The organism is Arthrobacter sp. Z4-13 (assembly GCF_054792705.1).
Genome location: NZ_CP096459.1, coordinates 816,257 through 842,426 on the forward strand (window position 1 = coordinate 816,257; position 26,170 = coordinate 842,426).

The 26,170-nt window shown below is 64.8% G+C and carries 26 protein-coding genes; 16 read left to right on the plus strand and 10 right to left on the minus strand.

The window, feature by feature from the left end:
- Positions 1-24: 24 nt before the first annotated feature.
- Positions 25-1,728 carry a RecQ family ATP-dependent DNA helicase gene (locus M1E07_RS05690; protein ID WP_461189289.1) on the minus strand — a complete coding sequence of 568 codons (1,704 nt, stop codon included), beginning with the start codon at positions 1,726-1,728 and terminating at the stop codon, positions 25-27.
- 254 nt (positions 1,729-1,982) lie between these two features.
- Here M1E07_RS05690 and M1E07_RS05695 point away from each other — a divergent pair, with 254 nt between their 5' ends.
- Complete coding sequence (locus M1E07_RS05695; protein WP_461189290.1) at positions 1,983-4,310, plus strand: FdhF/YdeP family oxidoreductase; 2,328 nt, start codon at positions 1,983-1,985, stop codon at positions 4,308-4,310.
- Here the strand turns inward: M1E07_RS05695 and M1E07_RS05700 are convergent, their stop codons facing one another.
- A complete protein-coding gene (locus M1E07_RS05700) occupies positions 4,311-4,640 on the minus strand; it encodes a DUF6457 domain-containing protein (RefSeq protein WP_461189291.1) in 330 nt (109 codons plus the stop codon).
- A gap of 309 nt (positions 4,641-4,949) precedes the next feature.
- On the opposite strand from M1E07_RS05700, the gene fdhA reads away from it, so the two are divergent.
- The 4 genes from fdhA to M1E07_RS05720 all read left to right on the plus strand — a co-directional run bounded on the left by fdhA (position 4,950) and on the right by M1E07_RS05720 (position 8,407).
- Entirely contained in the window at positions 4,950-6,167 is a 1,218-nt protein-coding gene (gene fdhA / locus M1E07_RS05705; protein ID WP_461189292.1) for a formaldehyde dehydrogenase, glutathione-independent, read from the plus strand.
- A gap of 114 nt (positions 6,168-6,281) precedes the next feature.
- A complete protein-coding gene (locus M1E07_RS05710) occupies positions 6,282-6,632 on the plus strand; it encodes a GNAT family N-acetyltransferase (RefSeq protein ID WP_461189293.1) in 351 nt (116 codons plus the stop codon).
- A gap of 160 nt (positions 6,633-6,792) precedes the next feature.
- Entirely contained in the window at positions 6,793-8,154 is a 1,362-nt protein-coding gene (locus M1E07_RS05715; RefSeq protein WP_461189294.1) for an MFS transporter, read from the plus strand.
- A 37-nt stretch (positions 8,155-8,191) separates the two neighbouring features.
- Positions 8,192-8,407 carry a hypothetical protein gene (locus M1E07_RS05720; RefSeq protein WP_461189295.1) on the plus strand — a complete coding sequence of 72 codons (216 nt, stop codon included), beginning with the start codon at positions 8,192-8,194 and terminating at the stop codon, positions 8,405-8,407.
- A 24-nt stretch (positions 8,408-8,431) separates the two neighbouring features.
- Here the strand turns inward: M1E07_RS05720 and M1E07_RS05725 are convergent, their stop codons facing one another.
- Entirely contained in the window at positions 8,432-9,184 is a 753-nt protein-coding gene (locus tag M1E07_RS05725) for an ArsR/SmtB family transcription factor (RefSeq protein WP_461189296.1), read from the minus strand.
- Positions 9,185-9,385: 201 nt separating this feature from the next.
- On the opposite strand from M1E07_RS05725, the gene M1E07_RS05730 reads away from it, so the two are divergent.
- Entirely contained in the window at positions 9,386-10,387 is a 1,002-nt protein-coding gene (locus M1E07_RS05730) for a phosphotransferase (RefSeq protein ID WP_461189297.1), read from the plus strand.
- A gap of 93 nt (positions 10,388-10,480) precedes the next feature.
- Positions 10,481-11,416, plus strand: coding sequence for a 2-hydroxyacid dehydrogenase (locus M1E07_RS05735; RefSeq protein ID WP_461189298.1), 936 nt, complete (start codon positions 10,481-10,483; stop codon positions 11,414-11,416).
- A gap of 146 nt (positions 11,417-11,562) precedes the next feature.
- On the opposite strand, the gene M1E07_RS05740 is transcribed toward M1E07_RS05735, so the two are convergent.
- From M1E07_RS05740 to M1E07_RS05750, 3 genes are read right to left on the minus strand one after another with little or no spacing between them, the layout of a single operon-like run.
- On the minus strand, positions 11,563-12,792 hold the full coding sequence (locus M1E07_RS05740; protein ID WP_461189299.1) for a metal-dependent hydrolase family protein: 1,230 nt from the start codon (positions 12,790-12,792) through the stop codon (positions 11,563-11,565).
- A gap of 3 nt (positions 12,793-12,795) precedes the next feature.
- A complete protein-coding gene (locus M1E07_RS05745; protein WP_461189300.1) occupies positions 12,796-13,248 on the minus strand; it encodes a hypothetical protein in 453 nt (150 codons plus the stop codon).
- On the minus strand, positions 13,238-14,626 hold the full coding sequence (locus tag M1E07_RS05750; protein WP_461189301.1) for an MFS transporter: 1,389 nt from the start codon (positions 14,624-14,626) through the stop codon (positions 13,238-13,240). Before M1E07_RS05750 ends, M1E07_RS05745 begins: the two co-directional genes overlap by 11 nt.
- A 231-nt stretch (positions 14,627-14,857) precedes the next feature.
- On the opposite strand from M1E07_RS05750, the gene M1E07_RS05755 reads away from it, so the two are divergent.
- The gene (locus M1E07_RS05755; RefSeq protein ID WP_461189302.1) at positions 14,858-15,637 is read left to right on the plus strand and encodes a MurR/RpiR family transcriptional regulator; all 780 of its coding nucleotides are present in this window, start codon (positions 14,858-14,860) and stop codon (positions 15,635-15,637) included.
- 98 nt (positions 15,638-15,735) lie between these two features.
- Here the strand turns inward: M1E07_RS05755 and M1E07_RS05760 are convergent, their stop codons facing one another.
- The gene (locus M1E07_RS05760) at positions 15,736-16,998 is read right to left on the minus strand and encodes an MFS transporter (protein ID WP_461189303.1); all 1,263 of its coding nucleotides are present in this window, start codon (positions 16,996-16,998) and stop codon (positions 15,736-15,738) included.
- A complete protein-coding gene (locus tag M1E07_RS05765) occupies positions 16,995-17,456 on the minus strand; it encodes a MarR family winged helix-turn-helix transcriptional regulator (protein WP_461189304.1) in 462 nt (153 codons plus the stop codon). The genes M1E07_RS05760 and M1E07_RS05765 overlap by 4 nt, the downstream gene beginning before the upstream one ends.
- A 169-nt stretch (positions 17,457-17,625) precedes the next feature.
- Here M1E07_RS05765 and M1E07_RS05770 point away from each other — a divergent pair, with 169 nt between their 5' ends.
- Positions 17,626-18,147, plus strand: a complete 522-nt coding sequence (locus M1E07_RS05770) for a GNAT family N-acetyltransferase (protein ID WP_461189305.1) — start codon at positions 17,626-17,628, stop codon at positions 18,145-18,147.
- A gap of 92 nt (positions 18,148-18,239) precedes the next feature.
- Here M1E07_RS05770 and M1E07_RS05775 read toward each other — a convergent pair whose 3' ends face one another.
- Complete coding sequence (locus M1E07_RS05775) at positions 18,240-18,635, minus strand: DUF1801 domain-containing protein (protein ID WP_461189306.1); 396 nt, start codon at positions 18,633-18,635, stop codon at positions 18,240-18,242.
- A gap of 180 nt (positions 18,636-18,815) precedes the next feature.
- Between M1E07_RS05775 and M1E07_RS05780 the strand changes: the two genes are divergently transcribed.
- Positions 18,816-19,022, plus strand: a complete 207-nt coding sequence (locus M1E07_RS05780; protein ID WP_461189307.1) for a hypothetical protein — start codon at positions 18,816-18,818, stop codon at positions 19,020-19,022.
- A gap of 53 nt (positions 19,023-19,075) precedes the next feature.
- On the opposite strand, the gene M1E07_RS05785 is transcribed toward M1E07_RS05780, so the two are convergent.
- On the minus strand, positions 19,076-19,462 hold the full coding sequence (locus M1E07_RS05785) for a TMEM175 family protein (protein WP_461189308.1): 387 nt from the start codon (positions 19,460-19,462) through the stop codon (positions 19,076-19,078).
- A 184-nt stretch (positions 19,463-19,646) separates the two neighbouring features.
- Between M1E07_RS05785 and M1E07_RS05790 the strand changes: the two genes are divergently transcribed.
- The 6 genes from M1E07_RS05790 to M1E07_RS05815 all read left to right on the plus strand — a co-directional run bounded on the left by M1E07_RS05790 (position 19,647) and on the right by M1E07_RS05815 (position 26,158).
- A complete protein-coding gene (locus tag M1E07_RS05790; protein WP_461189309.1) occupies positions 19,647-20,027 on the plus strand; it encodes a VOC family protein in 381 nt (126 codons plus the stop codon).
- A gap of 328 nt (positions 20,028-20,355) precedes the next feature.
- Positions 20,356-21,336, plus strand: coding sequence for a GmrSD restriction endonuclease domain-containing protein (locus tag M1E07_RS05795; RefSeq protein ID WP_461189310.1), 981 nt, complete (start codon positions 20,356-20,358; stop codon positions 21,334-21,336).
- A 68-nt stretch (positions 21,337-21,404) separates the two neighbouring features.
- A complete protein-coding gene (locus M1E07_RS05800; protein WP_461189311.1) occupies positions 21,405-22,127 on the plus strand; it encodes an excalibur calcium-binding domain-containing protein in 723 nt (240 codons plus the stop codon).
- Positions 22,128-22,409: 282 nt separating this feature from the next.
- Complete coding sequence (locus tag M1E07_RS05805) at positions 22,410-23,330, plus strand: ABC transporter ATP-binding protein (RefSeq protein WP_461189312.1); 921 nt, start codon at positions 22,410-22,412, stop codon at positions 23,328-23,330.
- Complete coding sequence (locus M1E07_RS05810) at positions 23,330-24,949, plus strand: ABC transporter permease (RefSeq protein ID WP_461189313.1); 1,620 nt, start codon at positions 23,330-23,332, stop codon at positions 24,947-24,949. Before M1E07_RS05805 ends, M1E07_RS05810 begins: the two co-directional genes overlap by 1 nt.
- Before the next feature lie 15 nt (positions 24,950-24,964).
- Complete coding sequence (locus tag M1E07_RS05815; RefSeq protein ID WP_461189314.1) at positions 24,965-26,158, plus strand: glycosyltransferase; 1,194 nt, start codon at positions 24,965-24,967, stop codon at positions 26,156-26,158.
- Positions 26,159-26,170 lie beyond the last annotated feature (12 nt).

The following is a 26,170-nucleotide window of genomic DNA, read 5'->3' on the forward strand; positions in this document are numbered from 1 at the left end:
CGTGCCTACCCGCGTGCGCAGCAGCTAAGCAGGCCTCAGGAGTTCGTGCTCCACGACGGCGGTACGGGAGAGCGTCTTGTACCCCTCCTGCTCGAACAGGACGGTAATAACGTCATCCTCGTGCCGCATCACCAGCCCCGGACCCCACTCCTTGTGGACCACCGCGGACTGGAGCGGGAAGGGCTCCTCGGTATCCGGGGCGGCCTGTTCCGCGGCCCCCGGCCCGCCGTCGTCGTGCATTTCCGTTCCCAAGGCGGGCGCATCCGCGCGGCCGGCAGCATCGGCGCAGGCGTCGCAGTTGCCGCACGATTCCGGCAGGTCCTCGCCGAAGTAGCCCAGCAGGAACTGCCGCCGGCAGCTGTCCGTCTCCGCGAAAGCGCGCATCATGGTGAGCCTTGACTGGTCCACGCGCTGCCGGGCGTCAGCAATTTCCACGGCGCGGTCCACTAAGGAGGGCAGTTTGGCTTTGGAGGTAAGGCGGATGCCGCGCTTGCCGGTGGTGACACCGCCCGTCTCCTCGAGCTGGTTCACGAGCCCTGTGACCCGGCGGACCGGGAAGCCGGTGAGCTCCGCCAGGGACGTCTTGGGTGCGGCTGCGCCAGCGGACTTGAGGACCTTCAACACCGCCAGCAGCGAGTCCGGATCGGGGGAGTGCGTGCCGAAGAACTTGCGCAGGCCAAGGTCCTCGGCGCGGTAGTGCAGCACAGCTGAAGCGGGGCCGCCGTCACGGCCCGCCCGGCCGATCTCCTGGTAGTACGAGTCCAGGGATTCAGGGATGTCGGCGTGCACCACGAAGCGCACGTTGGATTTGTCGATGCCCATGCCGAAGGCGGTAGTGGCAACCACCACGTCCAGCTGGTCGTCCAGGAACAGCTCGTGGATGCGTTCGCGGTCCCCTGCGGAGCGGCCGGCGTGGTACGCCTCCGCGCGGAGCCCCTCCTTCTCGAGCTTGGCGGCGTATTTCTCGGTGTCCTTGCGGGTGGCGGCGTAGAGCAGTCCCTGCCCCTGTTCCCGGGCGAGCGCCGCAACCTGCTCCAGTACGGCCTTGCGCTTGCCCTTGTCCTCCTGGTGGCGGATCACGTCGAGGGTGATGTTGGGCCGGTCAAAGCCGTGGACCAGGACCAGCGGGTCCTTCATACCCAGCCGTTCACAGATCTCATCGCGCACGGGCGGCGAGGCGGTGGCGGTCAATGCTGCTACCGGCGGATTGCCCAGCCGTTCGCGGACGTTGCCCAGGTTGAGGTAATCCGGCCGGAAGTCATGGCCCCAGGAGGAGACACAGTGGGCCTCGTCCACCACAAACATGGAGATATCCAGTTTGGCAATGCGGTCCACGGTTTCCTGCTTGGCCAGCTGCTCCGGTGCGAGGAACAGGAAGGTTGCGTCGCCGGACTCAGCCGCCTGCCAGGCGGTTTCCACCTCGGAGTCGCTGCGGGAGGAGTTGACGGCGACGGCGGCGCCTTCGCCCAGCTCGGCGGCCAGCCCGTCCAACTGGTCCTCCTGCAGGGCAATGAGCGGGGACACCACGACGGCGGGACGTCCCGTTGTGTTGTGAAGGTACCGGGCGGCGACCTGGTAGATGGCGGATTTTCCGTATCCGGTGGGCATCACGGCCAGGACATCGCGGCCGTCTGCGAGGGCACGGATGCCATCCAGCTGGCCGTCGCGCAGGTGGGGCAAGGAGAAGGAGGACGCCGCAAGGGCGCTGAGGGCACGATCGTCGGACATTGGGAGCGGCTCCGCACAGTGGTTCCTGCGGCCGCTTGCTTCAGCCGAGGGATCAAGCCTAACGCGGGCCGGGACCCGCCGTCGTCCTTTGCAGCGCTATGTGGACAAACCACCCCTCCTGCACAGCGCTGCTGTTGTCCACCTGCCCACTCCCATCCTTGACTTCCCGGCCACCCTGAACAACTGTGGAAGGAACTGGTCCGCCGGCAGACGCTGTGACCTTTTGGGGCCGGGACAAGCAAGGAGAGTGCATCGTGACACGCGAAAACCCGAAGGTCGAAGAAGCCGACGAGTCCGAGCTTGAGGTGACCGGACATCCCAAAACCTGGGCTGCCGGGGTGCCCGGCGTCTACCACTCCATGCAGCCTGCGTTGAAGCACATGGGCGTGGACAGGTCCCGGAAAACCCTGCTGGCGCTGAACCAGAAGGACGGCTTTGACTGCATGAGCTGCGCCTGGCCGGACCCCGGCCACCGCAAGACGTTCGAATTCTGCGAGAACGGCGCCAAGGCAGTCACCTGGGAGGCCACCCCTGTGGTGGTCAGTTCGGAGTTTTGGGCCGAGCATCCCGTCAGCGAACTGCGGGAGCGCTCCGAGTACTGGCTGGGCATGCAGGGCCGCCTCACGGAGCCCGTGTACAAGCCCGCGGGCGAGGACCATTACCGGCCGGTCAGTTGGGACGAGGCGTTTGGCATCATCGCGGACAAGCTCAACTCACTGCCCACCCCGGACCAGGCAGCCTTCTACACGAGCGGCCGCACCTCGAACGAGGCCGCTTTCCTCTACCAGTTGTTCATCCGCGGATACGGCACCAACAACCTGCCGGACTGCTCCAACATGTGCCATGAGTCTTCCGGCTGGGCCATGGGACAGACCATTGGTGTCGGCAAGGCCACGGTTTCCTACAACGACTTCGCCAAGGCCGAACTCATCATCATCATGGGCCAGAATCCCGGCACCAACCATCCGCGGATGCTCACCGCACTCGAGGAAGCCAAGGAAGCCGGGGCCAGCATCGTGGCGGTCAACCCGCTGCCCGAGGCAGGCCTGATGCGGTACAAGAACCCGCAGAAGGTGAAAGGGATCATCGGGCACGGCACGGATATGGCCGACCAGTTCCTCCAGATCCGGCTGGGCGGCGACATGGCATTGCTGCAGGCCGTGTCCAAGCGCGTCCTGGACGCCGAGGCCGCGGCGCCCGGGACAGTGCTGGACCATCAGTTCCTCCAGGAACACTGCCTGGGACTCGAGGAACTGCGGGCGCACCTGGCCACGCTGGATGAGGCGGCCGTCCTTGAGGCCACAGGGCTGCGTACCGAGGAAATCGACGAACTCGCGGACCGTTACCTTCGCGCCGAGAAGGTGATCATCACCTGGGCGATGGGCATTACGCAGCACAAGAAGGCCGTGGCCACCATCAAGGAGATGATCAATCTGCTGCTGCTGCGGGGCAACATCGGCAAACCCGGCGCCGGTGCCTCGCCCATCCGCGGGCACAGCAACGTCCAGGGGGACCGCACCATGGGTATCTGGGAGCAGATGCCACCGGCGTTCCTGGACGCGCTGGGAAAGGAATTCAGCTTCGACCCGCCACGGAAGCACGGGGCGGACGCGGTGGAAACCATCCGGCAGATGCGTGACGGCGGCATCAAGGTCTTTATTGCCGTGGGCGGCAACTTCGTGGGAGCAATGTCGGACACCCGTGCCGCGGAAGCTGCGATGGTGAACACCGAGCTTTCAGTACAGGTTTCCACCAAGCTAAACCACTCCCACGCCGTGACCGGTGCGGAGGCCTTGATTCTCCCCACGCTTGGACGCACTGAAATCGACAGGCAGGAATCCGGCCCGCAGTTCGTCTCCGTGGAGGACACCGTGTGCGCCGTGCACGCCTCCCATGGCACGGTGGAGCCGGTGGCGCCGGGGCTGCTCTCGGAGGTGGCGATTGTCAGCCGGCTGGCGCATCGGGTACTGGGAGACCGGATTTCCGCGGACTGGGCTGGCTTCGAAAAGAACTACGACCTGATCCGGGAACACATCTCCCACGTGGTGGTGGGCTGCGAGGATTACAACCGGAAGGTCCGGCAGGAGGGCGGGTTCGTCCTGCCCAACGGGCCCCGCGACTCCCGCACGTTCAATACGCCCACCGGCAAAGCCATGCTCACCGTGAACGAACTCGAACACGTGGAAAGGCCCACCGGCACCCTGATCCTGCAGACCATCCGTTCGCACGACCAGTTCAACACCACCATCTACGGCCACAACGACCGGTACCGGGGCATCAAAAAGGGCCGCGAGGTGGTTTTTGTAAACCCTGCGGACCTGGCCGAACTCGGCCTTGAACACGGACAGCACGTTGACATCCGGGGTGTGTACCCGGACAACGTGGAGCGCGTGCTCCGGAACTACCGGGTGGTGTCCTACCCGTCAGCACGTGGATGCGCCGCCGCCTACTACCCGGAGGCGAACGTCCTGGTGCCGCTGGAGAGCGTGGCCGAGGGCAGCCAGACGCCCGCGTCCAAAGCCGTGATCGTGCGGCTGGAGCCCGTTCCGGTACTCGAAGAGGAGCCGACGGCCGCCGGATAACTACTGCGCGGTGTCAGCCCAGCCCTTGCTGGCGGGCCCGCCGTCGTGCCCGTCCTCGCACAACCCGAAAGCCACACCGGCGGCCCTGGTGACCGCCGCACTCGATGCTTCCCGCGTCCCGGCACTGCCCGTTCCGGCTTCCAGGCCCGCGGCATAGCCCACCAGGAACGTGGTGACCGGGGCGGCCGGGTGGATCACGGACTCGGCCGATTTGCGGGCGAGGTCCAGAAGCAGCTCGTTGTCCACGTCCAGGTCCAGGATCTGCAGCGCCTGGGCAAGCCGATTGCTCCACTGGTCCAGCACCTGCGCTTCTTCGTCACTGACTGCCATGGTTCGCTCCTCGTCAACATGTGGTCCAACAACTGGATGCTTTCCCGGTGCCGACACTACAAGGCTTCGCCATGGAAGTCAGGAGTTCACGCCTTCCAGCCAGAAATCCATATCGCAAAATGGTGGTCTAAAGGTCGCCTTAGCTATGGATTCCACTCAGGGGCCGTGCCTAGACTGGGCAGACCCCGGCCAAGGCACCAATTGAGTTGCAGGACGGCAGACTGTCCGGGGACGCATCACCACTCATGAAAAAAGTGCTCCCAGGACTGGACATCGACGCCCGGACCAGGGGGATAACAGAGGAGAGAGATGACAGGGAACAAAGCCGTTGCCTACAAAGCGCCCGGGAAGGTCGAACTGATCGATATCGACTACCCCACGTTCGAACTCAAGGACGGACCGGGCGTCAACCCGGCCAACGTGGGGCGCGCCGTCAACCACGGCGTAATCCTCAAAACCGTGGCCACCAACATCTGCGGATCGGACCAGCACATGGTGCGGGGACGCACCACCGCACCGCCGAACCTGGTGCTGGGCCACGAGATCACCGGTGAAGTGGTTGAAGTGGGCCGCGACGTCGAATTTATTAAAGTCGGAGACCTCTGTTCGGTGCCGTTCAACATCGCCTGCGGGCGCTGCCGGAACTGCAAGGAACGCAAGACCGGCATTTGCCTGAACGTGAACCCGGACCGTCCGGGCAGCGCCTACGGATACGTTGACATGGGCGGCTGGGTGGGCGGCCAGGCGAACTATGTGCTGGTGCCCTATGCCGACTGGAACCTGCTTAAGTTCCCGGACAAGGACCGGGCCATGGAGAAGATCCTGGATCTTGCCATGCTCTCGGACATTTTCCCCACGGGCTACCATGGCGCTGTCAGCGCGGGGGTAGGCGTCGGTTCCACCGTGTACGTGGCCGGGGCAGGGCCGGTGGGCCTTGCAGCGGCGACGAGCGCACAGCTGCTGGGCGCCGCCGTCGTCATTGTTGGGGACCTCAACGAGGACCGGCTGGCACAGGCCCGCAGCTTCGGCTGCGAAACGGTGGACCTCACCAAGGGAGGCCCGGCGGAGCAGATTGAGCAGATCCTCGGCGTGCCGGAAGTGGACTGCGGCGTGGACGCCGTGGGCTTCGAGGCGCGCGGGCACGGGCACGGCAGAGAGGCCGAGGAGGCGCCGGCCACGGTGCTGAATTCACTGATGGACATCACCGCGGCCGGCGGTGCCTTGGGCATCCCCGGCCTCTACGTCACCGGTGATCCGGGCGGTATTGACGAGGCTGCGAAGAAGGGCGCCCTGAGCCTCAGCCTGGGCACCGGCTGGGCCAAGTCGCTGAGCTTCACCACAGGCCAGTGCCCGGTGATGAAGTACAACCGGCAGCTGATGATGGCCATCCTGCATGACAGGGTGAGCATCGCGAAGAACGTCAACGCCAAGCCCATCACACTGGAAGAAGCGCCGAAGGGCTACGCGGAGTTCGACGCCGGCGCAGCCACCAAGTACGTCCTCAACCCGAATGGATACCTGAACTAAGGCGGGAACGGCGGACGGTGGTCCTGGTGGGGAAACCGGTGCGGAAATAAGGGCTGCCCGGCCCGGGTTAGGCTTTGCACGGGCAGCAAAACAACCGCATCGAAGGAGATCCCCTTGAGCCAGATCACCGTCCGCCACAACCCCGGCCACCAGCGCTTCGAAATGCTCGACGCCGGCAACGTGATCGGCAAGGCAGCGTACAAGGATTACGACGGCGGCGCCTCACCCCAGCGGATTTTCTACCACACCGTGATCAATGAGGAATACGGCGGGCAAGGTTTGGCAGGCCAGCTCGCCACCGCTGCCTTGGACGATGCGGTCAGCGCCGGGAGGGGCATCGTTCCCGTGTGCCCGTTCATCAAAAAGTTCCTGACCAAGCACCCGGAATACGCTGACAGCACTGTTCGCGTCGCCCCGGCACACCTGGAGTACCTGGACTCGGCACTGGCTGCCCGCACCCGCTAGCGGATACCGCACCCCCCTGCATGCGCAGGGGTGCTGGGGGTTCTCGATATGGATGACCAGCCTTGAAGAATCGATGTTCCCGCCCCTGGCAGGTTGGCGAATAAGCCCGACAGGTTCATCAAAGTCGCGAACGCCCGGGCCGGTGCACCAGACTGTTTCCGTGAGCAACAATCCCCGGACTGCCCTGGCCGTCGCCGGCCTCAGCCTGGGCACGGCGCTGAACCCCCTTAACTCCTCGATGATCGCCGTCGCCCTGGTGGTGCTCCGCGCAGATTTTGGGCTCGACGTCGCCGCCGTCACCTGGGTGGTTACCTCCTTTTACCTCGCCTCGGCCGCCGGGCAGCCGGTGATGGGCAGGCTGGCCGACAGGTTCGGACCGCGGCGGATGTTCATGCTGGGCATGGCACTGGTGGCCGTCACCTGCGCCCTGGCACCGCTCGCGCCGAACTTCGCCCTGCTCTGCGTGGCCCGGGCGGTGATGGCGCTGGGCACCGCCACGGCGTATCCCGGCGCGGTGGTGATGGTGGGGGCTGTTGCCCACCAAGCGAACGTCGACTCCGCCCGTCTGCTGGGCCGGCTCCAGATGGCCAACACATCGGCGGCGGCAGTGGGGCCCGTGGTGGGCGGCCTGCTGGTGGGCTTTGTGGGCTGGGAGGCACTGTTCCTGATCAACGTGCCGCTCGCGCTCGCAGCACTGCTGATCGTGCGGCAGGCTGCCCCGCCGGACGAAGCCCGGGAACACGGCCGCCTTGCCGAGCTGGTCCGGGACTCGGACATCCCGGGCATCCTGGCCTTCGTGTCCGCCCTGCTGCTGGTGATGATGGCCGCGCTGAACGTAGCGCCGGGCTACCGCTGGTGGATGCTGGCCGCCGGAACCGCGATCGCGGCCCTGTTTGCCTGGCGCGAGCTGCGCTTCAACCGGCCGTTCCTGGACCTGAGGCTGCTGGGCCGCAACCGTCCCCTGATGCTGGTGTACCTGGGCTTCGCGGTGTTCAGCAGCGTCTACTACTTCGTGTTCTTCGGCCTGCCCCAGTTGCTGCAGGAAGCGGGCGGCTACGATCCCGGCGTGGTGGGTCTGCTGATGCTGCCGCTGGCCACGATGTCTGTCGTGGCAACGCCGTGGGCAGTCAAGGCCATGGGAAGGTTCGGCGTGCGGCACGTGCTGATTGCCGGCGTCGTACTCCTGACCGCGGTGGCCGCCCTGATGTGGCTGCTGACCGGCACCCTGGTGATCCCGCTGGTGGTGGTGCTGACGGCACTGATGGGGGTCCCGTACGGAACGGTCAGCATCGCCACCAACCAGGGCATGTTCGTCTCTACGCGGCCGCAGGAACGGGGTGTGGCGGCCGGCATTTACCAGACCTGCCGGTACGTCGGCGCCATCACCGCCACCGTGATGATTGGCGTGTTCGCGGCCGACGGGGTGCACCAGGAAAACTGGGCCAGGATGGTGCTCGCCATGCTGGCCCTCTGCCTGGTGACGTTCGGCCTGTGCCTGCTGTGGCGGCAGCGGACGGATTAGCCGGATCATGGCGGAGAGTCGGGTCTATCGTGGAGCTATGGCTTCTCCAAAGGCGCAGCTGTACCTGGATATCACCGCTAAGGGCCTGTGCATTCTCGGCGCGGCGTTGATGATTTTCGGCCGCGGCGGATGGTTCTACGCGGGCGTCGCGATCGTGGTTTTGGGCGTGCTGTTCATCGGCGGCTCGCTGGTGGCCACGCGCAACCTACGGCGCAGGGGATGGGACGGCACCAACCGGCCGCCGGCCGGATAGCGCCCCACCCCTTCAGCCTGCCCGTCACGTGTACATCAGTGAACCGGGCGTGGTGAGTTTCTCACCAGTTTCCAGCCAGGTTTTCAGGCCGGAGAGGATCATCGGCCAGCCGCCGTAGAGCTGCTCGTTGGCCCCTTCGCGAAGGTCACTGTGCGTGACGGTGAGGCGGCAGGAGTCACCGACCGGCTCGATGTCCCAGGTGATCTTCGAAGTACCCTCTGCCTTCACGTCCTCACCCCAGAGGGCGCGCATGGTCTGGACGAGGCGGCGCGGCGGGTCCACCTCAAGGTTCTCGCCTTCACCGAGGGGCGCCCCAGCCTTGACGTTGTTCATGGTGAAGCGCCCGCCCGGCGTCCAGTCGGCCTCGATGGTGTTCCCGAACTGGTACTTGCTGCGGATCCCGCTGTCCGTGATGGCTTCCCAGAGCCGCTCCGGCGTGGTCTTGATGTAGATTTCGAAGATTTTTTCCATGGGACTTTCCAATCTGGATTTGAGGTCGCTGAGGCCAGCGGCCCATGGTTCTGCATACTTGCTCACCCAACGGTCGTGGACGAGCCGGATGGGGACCGGGTTCAGGAAATGCAGCTTCTCACGCCCCCGACGGCGGGTTACCACCAGTCCCGCTTCCTCCAGGATCTTGAGGTGCTTGGCGATCCCGAAGCGGGTCATTTCGAAGCGGCCCTCAAGAGCGCTGAGGGTCTGCCCGTCTTCGCGGAAGAGTTCGTCGAGCAGCTCCCGCCGGGTGGGGTCGGAGAGCGCCTTGAACACTTCATCCATAAGACCAATGATAGGTGACCATATGGTCACCTATCAAGGGGTTTCTCAATTTCAGAGCCCGCTAGCCCGGCGAAAACGTGCGGGTGCATTCCTGCCTTGCTTAGGCGCTGGCTGGTGGGGCTAGCCCCGGGGCCTTGGCGAGCAGCTGGGATGGAAGGCACGGGGTCCTGAAGTGCGTGCAGGCGTGGCAGGATGGTCCACATGCTGCCGTTGAGTCAGATATCCGGGTTGCGGGCCACTGTTGATGATGCGTGGTGCTCGCCCTTGGCGGATGCGGTGGGTGGGCACTGGGACATTCCTGCCGGCAGCTTGCGGTACTGGCGCTCCTCGGCGGCCCATGTGTTTGTTATCCCGCCTGGCGGTGACCAGCGGGGAGTACTGTACGCGCGCTTCGCTCCAGCCGGGTCCGCGGCAGGAGTGCGACTGCAGCGCGGAGCGCAGCTGCAGGCCCGGCTCAGCGATGCCGGAGCCCCGGTGGCCGAACTCGTGCGCTCGCGGGCGGGCCTGCCGGTGGAGACTATGCCCACCCCGCTCGGTGAGACGGCCGCGTGCGTGGTCCGAAGGGCCGACGGTGACGAGTTGGACGTGGACGAGCTCGACGCCGGGGCTGCCGCCGCCTGGGGTGCCGCCCTGGCCAAGTTTCATCACGCCGCAGGCCCCGTGGCGGCGGAACAACAGGAGCAGACGGACGTGTTTGCCCGCCTGATTGCCCACCCCGATGAGGACCTGCGGGACGCTGCACAGGCCCTGCGCGTACTGTGCGAAGGCCTGGATTTAGGGCGGACGCCCGTGGTGGGCCACGGTGACTTTGAACTCGACAACCTCCGATGGTCCCGTGGGATACCAACCTGCTTCGACCTTGACGAGTCCGGCGTGATGCCCATGGCAGCGGACATAGCTTCAGCTGTGCGCGACCTCCTCGGCCAACGTCCGGGCACCCCCGAGCACCCGGAACTCCTCGAAGCATTCCTGGCCGGGTATCAGCACGGCTCTGGCCTGGCAGTGAGTATTGATGAACTGTTGCTGCACCGGGCAGCGCTCGCAGCGCAGCAATTCCTCAGGGCACCAGCAGTCCTGGACATGGATGATACGGTCCTCGAAGCTCCCGGCAATGACTGGCTCAAGGAGCTGGACGGTTCCTTGGCCAGCCACTACGAAGATCAGCGGGGGATAGTCCTGGCAACGGCCCGCCTGCTTGCGTGAGGTGGGCGGCGGGGGAGTCATCTAACTGCTTTTTGCCAATCAGCCCATTAGGATCACGTTTATGATTTCCTCGCTCAAACCCATGGTGGCGGCATGACCGGGCCGCTGCGGGTCTCTGTTCCCGACCAGAAACTGCTGGAGGCGCTGGAGCCGGCTCCCGGCGTCGAGTTCCTGCTGTGGGACTTCTCCGGGCCGGCTCCGGCAGGGCGGTTCGACATCGTGGTGCCGCCGTACATGCGCGGGCCGGGAGTGCTGACGGCGCTGGAGTCTGTGGACGTCGGCCTGATCCAGAGCCAGTCCATCGGGTACGACGGCGTTGAGGCCGTTCTGCCCAGCGGTTCCCTTTTCGCCAACGCGGCGAGCGTCCACGAGACATCGACGGCGGAGCTCGCCCTGGGGATGATGATTGCCAGCCAGCGCGGGATGGTGGACTTCGTGCGAAACCAGGCCAGCGGCACCTGGGCCAACAGCCAGCGGCCCAGCCTTGCGGACCGGCGCGTGCTGCTGGTGGGTTACGGGGGAGTGGGCAAGGCCATCGAGGCCAGGCTGCTGCCCTTCGAAACCGAGGTCACCCGGATGGCCAGCCGCGCACGCGAGGACTCCGGCGGGAAGATTTTCGGGATTGACTCGCTGTACGAGCAGTTGCCGCTGCACGACATCGTGGTGGTCAGCGTTCCCTTGAGCGAGCAGACGCAGCAGCTGGTGGATGGGAAGTTCCTCGCCGCCATGCCCGATGGCTCCCTGCTGGTGAACGTGGCCCGAGGCCCTGTTGCGGACACGGAAGCGTTGCTGGCGGAGACGTCATCAGGCCGTTTGCGGGCAGCTTTGGACGTCACGGACCCGGAGCCGCTGCCGGCCGATCATCCGTTGTGGACCGCCCCCGGTGTGCTGATCACACCGCACGTGGGCGGGGCGAGCTCGGCGATGTTTCCGCGGATGGTTCGGCTGATTAGGCAGCAGATCGGGCTGATGCTGGAGGGCAAGGAGCCGGTGAACGTGGTGCTGGGCCCGGCCGTGTCCGGCAGTTAAACAGGCGGTCGTTTGCTTGATCGGCGGCTGCCGGCAGGTCCTTACTGGCATCAGTCACCGCACTAATGCGGTGGCGCCTGAAGGAACCTGCCGGCAGGTTTTGGTTCTTTGAAGACCAGGTGGAGAGCGGCGCGTGCCGCTCCAGCCTAGGCCGCCGCTGAACGTCCCTGTTTGACCACTGCGCCACCCTGGATGACATAGTCCAGACGTGATTCTGCAAGCACCGCCAGGTCTTTCAGCGGGTCCTCGGAGGTTATGACGAAGTCACCTTGAGCACCCACGCCGATGACGCCAAGTTCGCCGTCGCGTTGGAGCAGTGCTGCGGCCGTGGTCGTGGCGCTGCGGATGACATCGATCGCCGGCATCACCTTCGCCCGCACAGTAAATTCCTTTGCCTGGTGTACCTGCATCCCGCCCAGCAGGTCCGACCCGTAGGCCAGGTTGATGCCTGCTTCATGGGCTTTGCCCAACGCCTCGTAGCCGCCATCGAGGACGGCTGCAACCTTCTCCCAGTTCTCCTGGGACAGCCCGAACTTGCGACCTTCCCTTTCCAATGCCCAGTAAGTCACCAGGTTCATTGTCAGAAATGCGTTGAACTCTTTGAACAGTTCCAGTGACTCGTCGTCGAGGAGGTTGCCGTGTTCGATACCGCGGACTCCAGCGCGCAGTGCCCGGTTGATGGCCCGGCCCGTATAGGCGTGGGCTGTTACGTAGCGGTTCGCTGCTGTCGCTTCCTCCACGGCAGCTTCAATTTCAGATAGGGAGTACTGGGTGGAGTCGATCCGGTCAGTGGGAGAGGCAACGCCTCCACCAGCCATGATTTTGATGTGGTGGGCGCCTTTGCGGAGTTCGTCCCTGGCGGCTTGTCTAACTGCGTCCACGCCATCAGCCAGGCGACCGATATGCGGGCAGCAGGAACCGGCGTCATAGGAATCCCGCCCGCGGGGACGCGGGTCTGCGTGGCCTCCGGTTTGTGAGAGGGCCTTACCACCGAAAAACAGCCTCGGACCGCGAAGGAGTCCCTCTGCCTGCGCATCGTGGATGCCGAAGTCTGCACCGGCCGCGTCCCGCACAGTGGTGAAGCCGCGGTCCAGCATTTCCCCCATGAGCTTGGCTGTGTTGAAGGCAGCATAGTTTGGAGACCATTCGCCGAGTTGCCCCAGATCCGCGGTTGCTGCTGTCACATGGACATGGCAATCGATAAGGCCGGGCAGGACAAACTTGTTCGCCGCGTCTATGACCGTTTCGCCCGCTGCCGGCAGGTCGGACCCGATCTCCGTGATCGAACCACCCGAGACCTTTATGTCTCCGTGTTCGTAGCGCCCTTCGGCGACGTCGAGGTACGAAGCGTTTTTGATGAGTAGGTCATTTGCCATTAGCTATTCTCCTGTTGCTTCCACAATGGTGGCGGTGTATCTGCGTGCTATCTCCAGCACCTTGTCAACATCCTGGCTCGTATAGGCGCCCTCGGCGTCCAGGACATTTAGCGCGGCAACTGTGGTGTCAGCCAGCAGGATCGGAGCATTAATAATGGATCCGCAGCCAAGGCTGGCTATCAGGTCAGCGTCCTTGAAGATGCGCTCTACGTCCGCTCGGGTCTGCCCAAAGAAGGGCCTTTTCTCAACCAGGCATGCATCCAACCAGTCTTTAGCGACATCGCGACTGACGTCCTTCCGTCCGCCCACTGGGTATTCGCGGGGGTGGGAGGAATAGATCCTTTCCATTTGCCGGCCCTGGTCCCGGAATGCCAGGATCGTGAAGAGCCTGAATCCGACCTCGTCTTTCACCGCCTGTTCGACGGCCTCCAGGTTGGAGATTTCGTTACCCTTCATGGCGCACGGCTTCCTTTCCCTTTATCTCTTCCATCGTGATGTCTTCCAGCGACCTTCCCTTTGTCCGCACCGCGAAAAGCAAGGTACAGATGACACCAACGGCCAGTACTGCCGTGGTCATACCAAACACTCCGACAAATCCCCACTGGGTAGCGAAAATGCCGATCAGCAAGGGTGCGGTGATGGAACCCACCCGGCCGAACGAGGAACTCAGCCCGACGCCTGTTGCCCGCAGCCAGGTGGGGTATACCTCCGGGGTGTAGGCATATACGCCGGCATAAGTGCCATTGAGGAAGAAGGAGAGGGCGATACCAGCTGCAGTAATGAGGATCGGGTCCGACATCTGGCTAAGCCAGAATGCGCTGATGGCTGAGCCGATGAGGTAAATGGCAATTGTGTACTTGCGGTCAAGCTTTTCGTTGACCCAGGCAGCGCTGAAGTACCCCGGAATCTGTGCAAGGTAGATGTACAGGGAGAACGTGAAGCTTGTGGTGACCGTCAGGCCCTTGCTGATCAGCAGCGTCGGAATCCACGAGAAGAAGCCGTAGTAGGAGAATGTGATAACAAACCAGATCAACCAGGTCACCGAAGTTATTCGCCACATCTGCGGGCCCCACAGGAATTTGATGGCCTTGCCCAATGAAAACTTTTCAGGTTCTGGTTCCACAGCATGATGTGGATCTACGGGCGGCAGATCCTTCCCGGTGGCAGTAAGGACCCTGTCTTCGAAAGTCTTTACAACCTTTTCGGCTTCGGCCTGCCGCCCTGCGTTCATGAGGAACCGGGGTGATTCAGGCAAGGAGCGCCGCCACCACAGCAGCATAACGATCGGGATGAAGGTGATTACCTGCGCCCACCGCCACCCCTCGGGAAACACTGGCACGACAAAACGTCCAATGAGGGCCGCCCCTACGAATCCGAAGGAGAAGAAACCGGCCAGCGCACCAAGGAACCATCCTCGCTTGTAGCTGGGCACAAACTCTGACAGGAAGGGCGCGATGATGGCGCTTTCTGCTCCTGCCCCCAAGCCGGCCAAAACGCGGGCAACGAGGAAAACCTCGAAGTTCCAGGACATGGCTGCAACCAATGACGCCGTCGCATACAACGCCAGCGCATACATCATCACAGCCTTCCGGCCGAGCTTGTCACCCAAGTAACCAGCGAGGAATGCGCCGAAGAGGAACCCGAACGGCGCTGATGAAGCAACCAAGCCCAGTTGGACCGCAGACAGGGAGAAGGCCTCCCGGACGTCCGGCAGAAGGAAGGCTACAACTGCGCTGTCCATTCCGTCGAAGGTGTAGCCGAGGCCTCCGATCAGCAGCAATGCATAGTGGGGCTTGCTCAGGGGCAAGCGGTCGAGCCGCGCGGAAAGGGACACCTTGAATCTCCTGAGGGCTAAGGTAAGTGATGCAGATAACATGAGATACTAGGTGCAACAATTCGTGCACTCAATACATACCTGCAAGTAACTTTGCAATTAGGAGTTGGTTTGCCAGCGAATCCTGGTCCGGTAGCCGCCATAGGAGATGCCGACTCGGTCGACGACTGGTTGCGGTCCCTCCTCCCGGGCAAAGACTTGGGGGGAAGTACGCAGCAGGTATTCAGGCTCATGACCACGCAGCCGGCTAAGGCAAGTTTTGCGCCTGCCGCAGAGCTCGCCGAGCTGGCCGGCACCAGCGTTTCCAGCGTCACCAGACTGGCGCAGCGTTTGGGCTACACGGGCTGGCCTGACCTGCAAAGGGACCTGCGGGCGCGGTACTTGGCACACCTGTCGGTGTTGCAGGTTTCTGAGACGCACAGCACCAGGGAGTCCCCCTTTCGGGCCTCCTTGCGGCAGGATGCGGATTCACTCGCAACATCGTTGCGCAATTCCGACGAACAGCGGATCAACCGCATCGCACAGATCCTTGCGGCATCCAAAAACATCTACGTCACTGCCCAGGGCAGCTTTTCTGCGGTGGGCCACGCTTTGGTCCACAATATTCAAATCGCCGGCTACCCAGTGCGGCAGCTCCTGGATAGCCCCGCGATGGTTGCCAACCACGTGGCGGGTATGACTGAAACAGACACCCTTATCGTTTGTTCGTACTGGAGGCTTTATGACGTTGCTGTCATCGCGGCCGCGGAAGCTAAAGCACGGGGGAGCAAGGTAGTTGTCCTCGCGGATAACGTTTCTCCTGCGCTTGAAAAATCCGCTGACGAGATTGTCCTGGTTCCTGCTGAAGGAACTTCCTTTTTCCCGTCCCTGACAGCTGCGATGGCTGCCCAGCAGGGGATCGTGGCCACCTTGGCAAGAGTGGATCCGGACCGGACGCAGAAAAGCCTCGCGTCCACTGAGGAGAGCTGGCAAACTTTCAAGCTTCTCCACCGGTCCGTGCCGCGGAACTAGCAGCCGACGTGACAGTGCGGGTCGTCTTGTGGCGTAGAACGAACATCTGTGGGATGCGGGTACAGGTGCTGTCGCTCCTTCTCTTTGTCTAAATGGGTTTAGACCGCCGGCTCGCGCCGCCGCCGCCGGAACACGATCCGAAGGTTGTCCCGGAAGGTCATGCTGCTCCGGCGGCTGACCACGATCACGGCGACCAGCGCGGTCACCAGAACCACCGCACCGCCGGCGGCCACCGACCAGCGCGCGCCGAACTCCGAGCCGATCCAGCCCATCAGCGGTGCCCCCACGGCGGTTCCGCCCTGGAGGACCGCCAGGTACAGGGCCAGCACGCGCCCCCGGAACCGGGGCTCCACCGAGAGCTGGATGCTGGTATTGCAGCTGTTCAGGAAGGTGATGGACGCCAGCCCGACAGGGATCAACACTGCGGCGTACTGCCAGAACGACGGCGACACGCTGCCCAGGAGTGTGAAGAACCCGAGCCCGAGCGCCCCGCCGAGCAGGAACCGCAGCCGCGGCCCCGCCCGGCGCGCCGCGAGCAGCGCGCCGGCCAGTGTGCCCACCGCCATGATGGAGCCGAGGAGTCCGAATTCGCCGGGGCCCATCCCGAACTCGACGGTGGCCATCAGCGCGTTGATGATGGGAAAGTTCATGCCGAAGGCGCCAAGGATGCCCACCAGGACCATGATCAGCACAAGGTCCGGCCTCTGCCGGACGTAGCGCACGCCTTCGGCGACCTGGTGTTTGCCGCGGCTGGCCTTGGCGGCCGGGGCCAGTTCCGGGGTGCGGATCCGGAAGAGCGAAATGATGACGGCGGCGAAGCTGGCGGCGTTGATCAGGAACACCGGCCCGGTGCCCACCCAGGCGATCAGCAGACCGGCGACGGCGGGGCCGGTCAGCCTGGCGGTGTTGAAGGACGCGGAATTCAGTGCCACCGCGTTGGAAATGTTGTCCTGTCCCACGAGCTCGGAGACGAACGCCTGGCGCGACGGTGCGTCAATGGCGCCGGCGATTCCGAGGCAAAGGGCGGCCAGGTAGGCGTGCCACAGTTGGGCAGTGCCGGTCACTACCAGGAGGCCAAGTCCCAGCCCGGTCAGTCCCATGGCCACCTGCGTCCACAGCAGGATCACCCGCTTGCGGTAGCGGTCCGCCAGCACGCCGCCGTAGGGGCCAAGCAGCAGCATGGGAAGGAACTGCAGGGCGGTGGTGATGCCGACGGCAGCGCCCGAATGGTTCGTGAGGACGGTCAGCACCAGCCAGTCCTGCGCCACCCGCTGCATCCAGGTGCCGACATTGGACACCAGCGCCCCGCCGGCCCAGATCCGGTAGTTGCGGTTTTCCAGGGCCCGGAACATGGCGCTCATTTTGCGCTCATCTCCTGCATGAGATGCGCGGCGCGGCTCAGGACCAGCCGGTCCTCCTCGCTTAGGCCGGCCACCCGCTGGGCCAGCCACGCTGTCCGCTGGTTCCGGGCCTCCGTCAGGACCGCCCGGCCGGCGTCGGTGATATCCACGTGAACCTGCCTGCCGTCGTCGGGATTGGCGGCCCTGGACACGAAACCCTGCTCGGCGAGGGCGTTGACGATCCGGGTCATGGAGGGGGCCTGCACGTGCTCCCGTTCGGCGAGGGCACGGAGGGTCTGCGCGCCGTTGCCGTGCAGTTGGGCCAGCACCGTGTACTGGCCCGGGGTGATGACGTCGCCGGTTGCCTCGACGCGGAGCCTGCGGGATGTTCTCATCACGGCTGTGCGGAGGTCTATGGCCAGGCTGTCGGGGCTGGCCGTTTCTGTCGCTGCGCTGTTCTTGGTTTTGGTGGTGGTCACGCTCGCGTTGCGCCTCCTGAAGATGCTTAGCAGTGCTAATTAGTTCTGCTAATAAGTATGCTGCGGAGTCCTGTGGAGGGCAAGGTCCGGGAGGTAGACGTGCGTCACCAAGCGGCAGGAAGGGCACCCCGCCCGGGAGGAGAGGCGGGGCGCTTGGTTAGGCTGGAGTATGGATTACGTTCTTCGCCAGGCCACTCCTGAGGACGCGGAGGCGGTGGTGCTGATGCACACGCGGTCCCACGAGGAGTGCTACCCTCACCTGCTGTCCCCGGCGTTCTTCGCCGCCCGCCGGAAGGAGATTCCGGAACGGGTGGATCGCCGCCGCAAGTATTTGGACGTCCCGCACCCGCGGATCATCGCCCTGGACGCCAACGATGAGGTGGTGGGACTTGCCGACGCCGGCCCGGGCCGTGACGAGGAAGGTCCCGCTGCGCTGGAGCTGTATTCGATGTACGTCCTGGCCCGTGCGCAGGGCGGGGGTTTGGGGGCGGCCCTGCTAGGTGCCGCCATTGGGGAGTCAGCGGCGTACCTTTGGGTGCTGGAGGACAATCCCAGGGCGCAAGCCTTCTACCGCAGGCACGGGTTCCGGCCGGACGGAAAGCGGGGCCTGCTTCCGCCCGAATGGGAAAGGGTGCCCGAAATACGGATGGTCAGGGCCGGGCGGGAGCCTGGGCAGCCGGTCGATTGTTAGCCTGCCATGGAGGGGCTTGTCACCAGCAGGTCTCCCACCTCGCAGTCCAACTTCCGGTGTCACGGTCACCAGCATGTCCTTGACCGAGGCGCCTACTGTCCAGCTTTGAGCTTCCGCCAGCCGCCGGCGCGGTTGTTGGCGATGATCGCACGGAACATCTCCACCAGGGCTTCCTCGTTGATGGGCTCACCCTCGTGGTACGAAATCATCCTGCCGGTCTTGTTGCCGTGGCCTGCAGTGATGATGTGGTGCGGATCCGGGGTGATGCCGCCGTCGTACAGGAAAACGTTCACATGGTCCTTCGCCGCTAGCAGCGCGCAGATGTTGCCCTGCAGGACGAAGTACGGCTGCACGGTGCGTTTGATGGTTTCCTCGACGGCGGGATCGGCTGCGTGGACCAGGTCGCGCACCTTCCGGCAGATGTCTTGCTGCCAGGGCGGGAGGGGATCGACATACTGATCGACGCGGGGGTCCTTTTCGTAGCTCATCTGTATAACTCCTCCTTCGCCCGTGCTGTGAAACATTCAACAACATTGGTTCTCCAGGGCCTATGGTTCCCCGGTTCGGCGGCCGGGTGGGGAAGAGACATCCGTGCAATTCCGGAAATACGGTGCTCAAACAACCACGTACATGTGTCGCTGCCCACACTCCATGTGAGACCATCCGGTATGGGTGAAAACAACCAAGTGGACGACGCCGCTGTGCCTGCAACGGGCGTGAATGACCATGCGTGGGAGCGCGAGCACCGCCATCCCACCGCCGAACAGGCCCGGTCCATCGGCTACCGCCGCAGGGACGCAGAAGCCAAGCTGGAGCAGCATCTGCGGGAGGCCCGCGATAAGTCGGGCGAGGAAGCCGGCAGTCAGCACCAGTAGACCGCAGGGCCGGTGGCCGGCACGCTCGAGCAGTTCCAGGGCGCGCTCAACGATCACCCCGCATCCGCCGCTTTGCGGCGGAAGATGCGACGGTGCTCAAGGGCACCCACCGTGTCATCAGTCAGGCCCTTGCGCCAGGCATAACTCCACAGACCGGCGAGGGTGAGGTAGACGCCGGAAATCGTGGCGGCGTACAGCACACTGGGCCACGGATTCGGGTTTCCGCCGTAGTCGCTGAGCACTGACGTGGTGGCGGGCAGCATCACGATAAAAAACAGCAGCAGCATGTTCAGCCAGGCCAGTCTGGAGCTGAATTCCCGGATCCGGAAGAAATCCGGGTGGTGGGACATCCACACCCGGGCAATGATGACGAAAGACAGCGCAAAGGCGACAGCCCAAGAGATAAATTCCCTATTTCCGTAGCCGCCATTCAGTTCCATAATGGCCTCATACGCTTCGGGGACCCTCGTGCCAAAGACGGCTGGCGGGGCGCTTCAGAGTCCCAGGTGGCCGTCCATAGCAGGCGGAACGGACGGCCTCGCGGCTCCGGACATAAGAGCCCGGGAACGCTAACGGGGGAAAGCATCGCCATCATGCGATAAACAATCAACAGAAGGAATCATCATGCTCAAGGATTCAGCGATCATGGCTGTCCTGCCGGCAAAGGACATCAACAGGGCGAAGGATTTCTACCGGGACAAGCTCGGCATGGAATCATCCGGCGCTATGGAGGAGGACAGCCTGGTGTACCGCTGCGGCAGTGGGACCAGCTTCCTTGTTTACCAGACCGACAACGCAGGTTCGGCGAAGAACACGCAAATGGGCTGGGAAGTGGACAACCTCGATCGCGAGATGGAGGAACTGCGAGGCCGCGGCGTCAAGTTTGAGGATTATGACCAGCCCGGTTTGAAGACGGAGAACGGCGTTGTCACCTCTGAGTGGGGCAAGGGTGCCTGGTTCCTGGACAGCGAGGGAAACATCCTCAGCATTACCCAGCGCGCATAGCCCTCGGCGACAAGCCCGTGGGAGCTTCGTCCCTGCGGGCTTTGCTCCTCAAGAGTCGATCAAGACGGCATCAATGTTGTCCCAGCTTTGCCGCAGTTTCAGGGCCCGCCCGCATTGCGGGAAATAGGCTCGAACTATAACCAATGCGGCTTAGCAAAGGCCCGGCTTATTGCCGGGCCTTTTTTCGGGGGAAATAGTGTCGAACGACGAGACGCTGCCGGGATCAGCAAGATTTCCGGGGTCAGGGCGGGGGCCAGGGCGGCCGCGAAAATCGGGAACCATAGCCCTCGCCATTTCTTTTGCACTCTTTGTTGCCGGCGCAGCCACGTTGCCGCAGGTATTTGCTGCGGACCTTGACGCTGCCACGTCAGACAGCTCGGCGGCGCCCACGCCTGCCAAGGCGGGCGCAGCTGTGGAAGCGAGGCCGACGCCGTCGTCCGTTCCAACAGCGCAGGAGACAGGCGCGCCGCTGGACGCCGAGGCCCTCCATCAACTGGGGGCGGGCGTCACGGTGGCTGCGCCGAAGACCCGGCCTGCTTTCGCCACGAAGGCGATCGACCTGCTGGCCAGCCTCCCCATCAAGGGCCGGGCGCCCAAGACAGGGTATGACCGCGGGCTGTTCGGGCAGGCGTGGGCGGACGTTGATCGCAACGGCTGCGATACCCGGAACGACATCCTCAAGCGTGACCTGGCCGGGATCACCTACACGAACAGCGTCCCCTGCAAGGTCCAATCCGGCACGCTGGCGGATCCGTACACGGGGACCAGCATCAGTTTCCTGCGGGGGAGTGCCACCAGCAGCAAGGTCCAGATCGACCACGTTGTGGCGCTCAGCGATGCATGGCAGAAGGGGGCGCAGCAGCTGACCACGGAGCAGCGGACGGCGTTTGCCAATGATCCCCTGAACCTGCAGGCAACGGACGGTCCCACCAACATGAAAAAGGGCGACGGCGACGCCGCGACCTGGCTGCCGCCGAACAAGGGGTTCCGCTGCGAGTACGTCGCCCGCCAGATTTCGGTGAAGGCAACGTACAGCCTGTGGGTCACGCAGGCGGAGCACAACGCGATGGCCAATATCCTGGCTGACTGCTCCGCGCAGTTGGCGCCGACGAACCAGCAGGCGCCCGTGGCTCCCGCACCGGTTGCCCCCGCCCCTGTCGTCCCTGTTCCGGCTGCCCCGGCAGCCGCGGCCGCCTACTACGCGAACTGCGCAGCGGCCAGGGCTGCAGGTGCCGCGCCGCTCTTCGCCGGACAGGCCGGCTACCGCGCCGGGCTCGACCGCGATTCAGACGGTGTCGCCTGCGAGTAGCCACCCAAAGTCTGGGGCTGCAACGCCCCATCTGCATCACCATCACCTACATTTCCTAGGGGGAAAAATTGAAGAAGACGCTGACACTAGTTGTGCTGGCCGGCCTTATGCTGACCGGTTGCGGCACCAATCAGGCTGCAGTGCAGCCAACAGAAACCGCCACTGCTGTTGCGGCGGTTGTAGAGGCCGTCACGGTTCCCAGCGTGATGAGCCTGACCCTGGATAAAGCAAAGGAGCAGCTGGAAGCCCTCGGGCTCGAGGTCGAAGCGGAGGACACCGCCGACGGCAAGTTGATCATTTCCGAGAAGAACTGGCAGGTGACGTCCCAGGACCCCGCGGACGGTGCCAGCGTCCCCGAGGGCTCCACGGTGCATCTCGGCGTCAAGTCCCTCGAGAAGATCGCGGCGGAAAAGGCCGCCGCCGAGAAAGCCGTGGCTGACAAAGCAGCCGCCGAGAAGGCTGCCGCTGACAAGGCTGCCGCAGAGAAGGCTCTGGCAGACAAAGCAGCGGCAGATAAAGCAGCGGCCGACAAGGCCGCGGCCGATAAGACGGCAGCGGACCAGGCGGCAGCAGCGCAGGCTGCTCAACAAGCTGCAAAGCCCGCACCTGCACCGGCACCTGCCCCGGCACCCGCTCCGGCTCCGCTTCCCGCTCCCGCCGCACCGGCAGCGGCGTACTACGCCAACTGCACAGCGGCGCGGGCAGCAGGCGCAGCACCGGTGTATGCCGGCACGCCGGGCTACGGAACGCATCTCGACAGGGACCGCGACGGCATCGGTTGTGACAAGTAGGGTCCACTACCCAACTGACTCGCCGTCGAATCAGTGACCGGTGGACATGATGCCGTGGATACCCTTCCGCAGGGTGTCCGCGGCATCTCCGTTTGTTGTCCTTGGCGTACAACCCGGCCTCACTGCCAACGAAGCGGCTACACGGTCTTCCTAAGGCCGACCCGACGCTTGTATGCTGTGGATCGGAGAGCCGGGAAGCCTGGTCGGCCCGTGGGCTTTGCCTGCGGAACGCCTTGGCACCGCCACGGGCGTTCGCGTGACGACCTGAGGAGTGGACGGCTCATGAACGCAGCAACACAACCCGTCATCGAAGCCCGCGGTCTTGTCAAGGATTTCGGCAGGACTCGGGCGCTGGACGGACTCAACCTGAACGTGGCACCCGGGGAGGTGCACGGATTTCTGGGGCCCAACGGCGCTGGCAAATCCACCACGCTCAGGATCCTGCTGGGGCTCATCCACGCCACTGCGGGCATTGCCAGGGTCTTCGGCCGGGACCCCTGGGCTGACCCTGTTGCCGTGCATCGGGACGTCGCTTACGTTCCGGGCGATGTGAGTCTGTGGCCAAACCTTACGGGCGGGGAAGTCATCGACCTGCTCACGGGCCTGCGCGGTGGCGCCGATGGGAAGCTGCGCCGCGAGCTCATCGAGGAGTTTGAGTTCGACCCGCGGAAGCAGGCCCGTACCTACTCGAAGGGAAACCGGCAGAAGGTTGCCCTGATTGCGGCGTTCGCCCGCCCGGTGCCCCTGTATCTGCTGGATGAGCCAAGCGCTGGCCTGGATCCGGTGATGGATGCAGTATTCCGCCGGCGGATAGCACGGGTCAGCAGGGACGGAGCCACGGTTCTGCTGTCCAGCCACATTCTCAGTGAGGTGGAGCAACTCTGCGACCGGGTGACCATCATCCGTTCCGGAGCCGCGGTAGAAGCAGGGACCCTGGGCGAACTGCGGCACCTGCAGCGCACACATTTCCGCGTCACGGGCCTGGCTGAGCCGGCACGGCTGGCTACGCTGCCCGGCACGCACGAGGTCAGGATTGCCGGCACCGCAGCGGAGTTCGACGCCGACCCCGCGGACCTGCGGGCTGTGCTGGCCGGTATCGCGGAAGCGGGAATCAGCGGACTCTCCGTCGCTCCGCCGTCCCTGGAGTCCCTGTTCCTTCGCCACTACAGCGATGGCAAAGGCACCGAGAGCGGGGTGAAGTGATGCGGGGCGTGCTCCGGCTGGCCCTGTTCCAGGCCCGTCGGGACAGGGTGGTGCTGCCCGTCTGGATCCTGGCGATCACGCTGCTCAGCTTTGCCACGTCCACCGCGGTCGCCACGCAGTTCGGGGACAAGGCCGCGCAGGCGGCGGTCCTGGCGCTGGCAGCATCGAATCCGGCATTTCTCTTCCTCCGCGGCCTCCCTGACGGAACCGGCGTCGGCGCGGTGGTGTTCTTCCAGGGTTATGCCTTCACGGCAGTCCTGGCAGGACTGATGAGCACTTTCCTGGTGGTGCGGCACACCCGTGCGGATGAGGAGCTTGGCCGGGCCGAACTCCTCGGTTCGGTCCCCATCCCGCGGGCCGCGTCCTTGGCCGCGACGCTTCTGCTGGGGGCCGCCGCGAACCTGCTGCTGGCCGTCTTCGTTGCTGCCGCTTTCGTCGCGGCCGGACTGCCTGGTGCCGGCTCGGCAGCGGCCGGTGCCGCCGTCGGGGTTGCCGGAGTTTTCTTCGTGGGCGTTGCCGCCGTGGCCGCCCAGGTCCTGCCCTCGGGCCGGAGCGCGAACGGTGCAGCCGCGGGCTTGGTGGGTGCGGCATATCTGCTCCGGGGTGTCGGGGACGCGCTCGGGACTCCGGCGGCGGACCTCCTGCACGTGACCAGTGCCTGGCCGTCGCTTTTCTCGCCCATTGGCTGGGGCCAGCGCACCCGGCCGTTTACCAGCCCCGACCCATCAGCGCTGCTGGTGCCGCTCGCTGCCGCAATGCTCCTGGGCATGGCGGCCGTGATGATCCGACGGCGGAGGGACGTGGGTGCCAGTCTGCTGCCCCAGCGTGCCGGCCGGGAGCGCGCCGGAGTGGGCGGCGCGTCCTCAATAGGCCTGGCCTGGCACCTGCAACGGTCCACCCTGGCGGGATGGTGTGTTGGGGCCGCGGCTTTGGGTGCCGTGGCAGGCGCCCTTGGCCCGGCGGTGAGTGAGAGCGTGTCCAGCGCGGCGCCGTTGAAGGACCTTATTGCCCGGCTGGTGCCGGACGGACAGGCGGGGCTGATCGACGTGTTCGTCACGGCACTGCTTGGTGTGGCGGGAGTGTTCGCGGCAGCCGCGGGTATTCAGGCAGTGCTGCGACTGCGCTCGGAAGAGGCCGAAGGCAGGGCTGAGCTTCTGCTCTCCGCGCCGGTGTCCCGGGCCCGCTGGCTCGGCGCCAACCTGTTGATTGCTGCCTTTTCCACAGCTGGCGTCTCCGTGACGGCGGGCGTCGCTGCCGCCGTCGGCTTGGCTGCATCCGGCACCGCCAACGGTCCCGCCTGGATCCTGGTTGCGGCGGCTCTGGCGCATGTTCCCGCTGCGTTGGTGTTCCTGGCCGCGGCCGCCGTTGTTTTCGCGTTGGCACCGCGGCTCGCCGTCCTGGCCGGCTGGGGGATGCTGGCGGCAGGTATTGCCCTGGGCGAGTTCGGGGAGCTGTTCGGCCTGCCGGTGTGGCTGCAGGACGTGAGTCCGTTCCGGCACTCCTCGGCCATGCCCGTGGAATCCTTCAACCACGCCGGGGCGCTGGGCCTGGTTCTTCTCTCTGCCGGCGGGGCTGCTGTGGCCGCCTACTCCCTCCGCCGGCGTGACCTTACCGCATGAATGGAGCACCCCGTAATGAAGATGATGCTGCTTACCGCCGGCACGCGCGGTGACGTTGAGCCCTTCCTGGCATTGGCACGGGCCGCCGTCGCAAGGAGACACCAAGTCCGGATCGCCGTCCCAGATAACTCCGGAGCGGACACTGCAGGCCTTGGCACGGTCAGTCTGCGCATGGATTTCGCACAGCTCATCAGCGATCAAGGCGTTACTCCGTGGGCCGCAGGGGCAACGTTCCGGAAGTTGATCCAGCCGGCCATGGGCCGACTGCTGTCCGCTGCCGTGGAACACATAATCGCCTTCGGCCCGGATGTTGTGGTCTATCATGCGAAGGTCCTCACCGCGCCAGTCGCGGCAGAGAGCCTGGGCGTGCCGGCCGTCCTGGTCGAGACTGTTCCACTCACCCCAACAGGGGATTTTCCGGCGGCGTTCCTCACCACGGCCAACCTGGGCCCGTTGAACCGTGCCACCTACCGGGTAACGAACGTAGCCAACCTGATGTTCAGGAGCGAAATGAACACTGCGCTGCAGATGCTGCCTCCGGGGACCAAACGGAGGCCGGGAACCCGACTCGCGATGGTCCCTGTGAGCCCGCACTTGCTGCCCCGCCCGTCCGATTGGCCAAACACTACGCACCTCACGGGGCACTGGACTGCCAAGCCCGCGGCAGCGGACGGGGACGGGGAGCTGGAGGACTTTATGGACGCCGGCGACTTTGTGTATGCGGGGTTCGGCTCCATGAAGTCCGGTGACGCCACGCGACGGGGTGAAGCGGTCATCGAGGCGGCCCGCAGAAGCGGCCTGAACATCCTGGTGGCAGGAGGTTGGGGAGGTATCGAGGTCCCCACAACGGCAAGGGGCGGCGATGTGCTGGTCAGGGACTCAATAAACCACCACCATGTCCTGCCGCGGGCCGTGGCCGCCATCCACCACGGCGGGGCGGGGACGGTCCACGCCGTAGCCCGGGCGGGTATTCCGTCTGTGGTGGTGCCCTTCATTGCCGATCAGCCGTTCTGGGGGAATCTGCTGCACCGCCGCGGCCTCGCGCCGGAACCGATCCCGTACCGGAAGCTCACGGAGGACCGGCTTACCGCTGCCTTGGCGCAGTCAACAGGATGTCGGGCACGGGCAGCGCAAGCAGGGGAGGTCATACGGCGAGAGGACGGGACCGCCGTCGCGCTTGATGTCCTGGAGGACCTGGCCGGCTCGTAAGCCTCGCTCGCG

Excerpts from the sequence above, each read along its gene's own strand:
- M1E07_RS05690 (WP_461189289.1), bottom strand. The coding sequence starts at position 1,728 with ATGTCCGACGATCGTGCCCTCAGCGCCCTTGCGGCGTCCTCCTTCTCC.
- M1E07_RS05700 (WP_461189291.1), bottom strand. The coding sequence starts at position 4,640 with ATGGCAGTCAGTGACGAAGAAGCGCAGGTGCTGGACCAGTGGAGCAAT.
- fdhA (WP_461189292.1), top strand. The coding sequence starts at position 4,950 with ATGACAGGGAACAAAGCCGTTGCCTACAAAGCGCCCGGGAAGGTCGAA.
- M1E07_RS05720 (WP_461189295.1), top strand. The coding sequence starts at position 8,192 with ATGGCTTCTCCAAAGGCGCAGCTGTACCTGGATATCACCGCTAAGGGC.
- M1E07_RS05725 (WP_461189296.1), bottom strand. The coding sequence starts at position 9,184 with ATGGATGAAGTGTTCAAGGCGCTCTCCGACCCCACCCGGCGGGAGCTG.
- M1E07_RS05730 (WP_461189297.1), top strand. The coding sequence starts at position 9,386 with ATGCTGCCGTTGAGTCAGATATCCGGGTTGCGGGCCACTGTTGATGAT.
- M1E07_RS05735 (WP_461189298.1), top strand. The coding sequence starts at position 10,481 with ATGACCGGGCCGCTGCGGGTCTCTGTTCCCGACCAGAAACTGCTGGAG.
- M1E07_RS05740 (WP_461189299.1), bottom strand. The coding sequence starts at position 12,792 with ATGGCAAATGACCTACTCATCAAAAACGCTTCGTACCTCGACGTCGCC.
- M1E07_RS05745 (WP_461189300.1), bottom strand. The coding sequence starts at position 13,248 with ATGAAGGGTAACGAAATCTCCAACCTGGAGGCCGTCGAACAGGCGGTG.
- M1E07_RS05755 (WP_461189302.1), top strand. The coding sequence starts at position 14,858 with ATGACCACGCAGCCGGCTAAGGCAAGTTTTGCGCCTGCCGCAGAGCTC.
- M1E07_RS05760 (WP_461189303.1), bottom strand. The coding sequence starts at position 16,998 with ATGAGCGCCATGTTCCGGGCCCTGGAAAACCGCAACTACCGGATCTGG.
- M1E07_RS05770 (WP_461189305.1), top strand. The coding sequence starts at position 17,626 with ATGGATTACGTTCTTCGCCAGGCCACTCCTGAGGACGCGGAGGCGGTG.
- M1E07_RS05775 (WP_461189306.1), bottom strand. The coding sequence starts at position 18,635 with ATGAGCTACGAAAAGGACCCCCGCGTCGATCAGTATGTCGATCCCCTC.
- M1E07_RS05780 (WP_461189307.1), top strand. The coding sequence starts at position 18,816 with ATGGGTGAAAACAACCAAGTGGACGACGCCGCTGTGCCTGCAACGGGC.
- M1E07_RS05785 (WP_461189308.1), bottom strand. The coding sequence starts at position 19,462 with ATGGAACTGAATGGCGGCTACGGAAATAGGGAATTTATCTCTTGGGCT.
- M1E07_RS05790 (WP_461189309.1), top strand. The coding sequence starts at position 19,647 with ATGCTCAAGGATTCAGCGATCATGGCTGTCCTGCCGGCAAAGGACATC.
- M1E07_RS05805 (WP_461189312.1), top strand. The coding sequence starts at position 22,410 with ATGAACGCAGCAACACAACCCGTCATCGAAGCCCGCGGTCTTGTCAAG.
- M1E07_RS05810 (WP_461189313.1), top strand. The coding sequence starts at position 23,330 with ATGCGGGGCGTGCTCCGGCTGGCCCTGTTCCAGGCCCGTCGGGACAGG.
- M1E07_RS05815 (WP_461189314.1), top strand. The coding sequence starts at position 24,965 with ATGAAGATGATGCTGCTTACCGCCGGCACGCGCGGTGACGTTGAGCCC.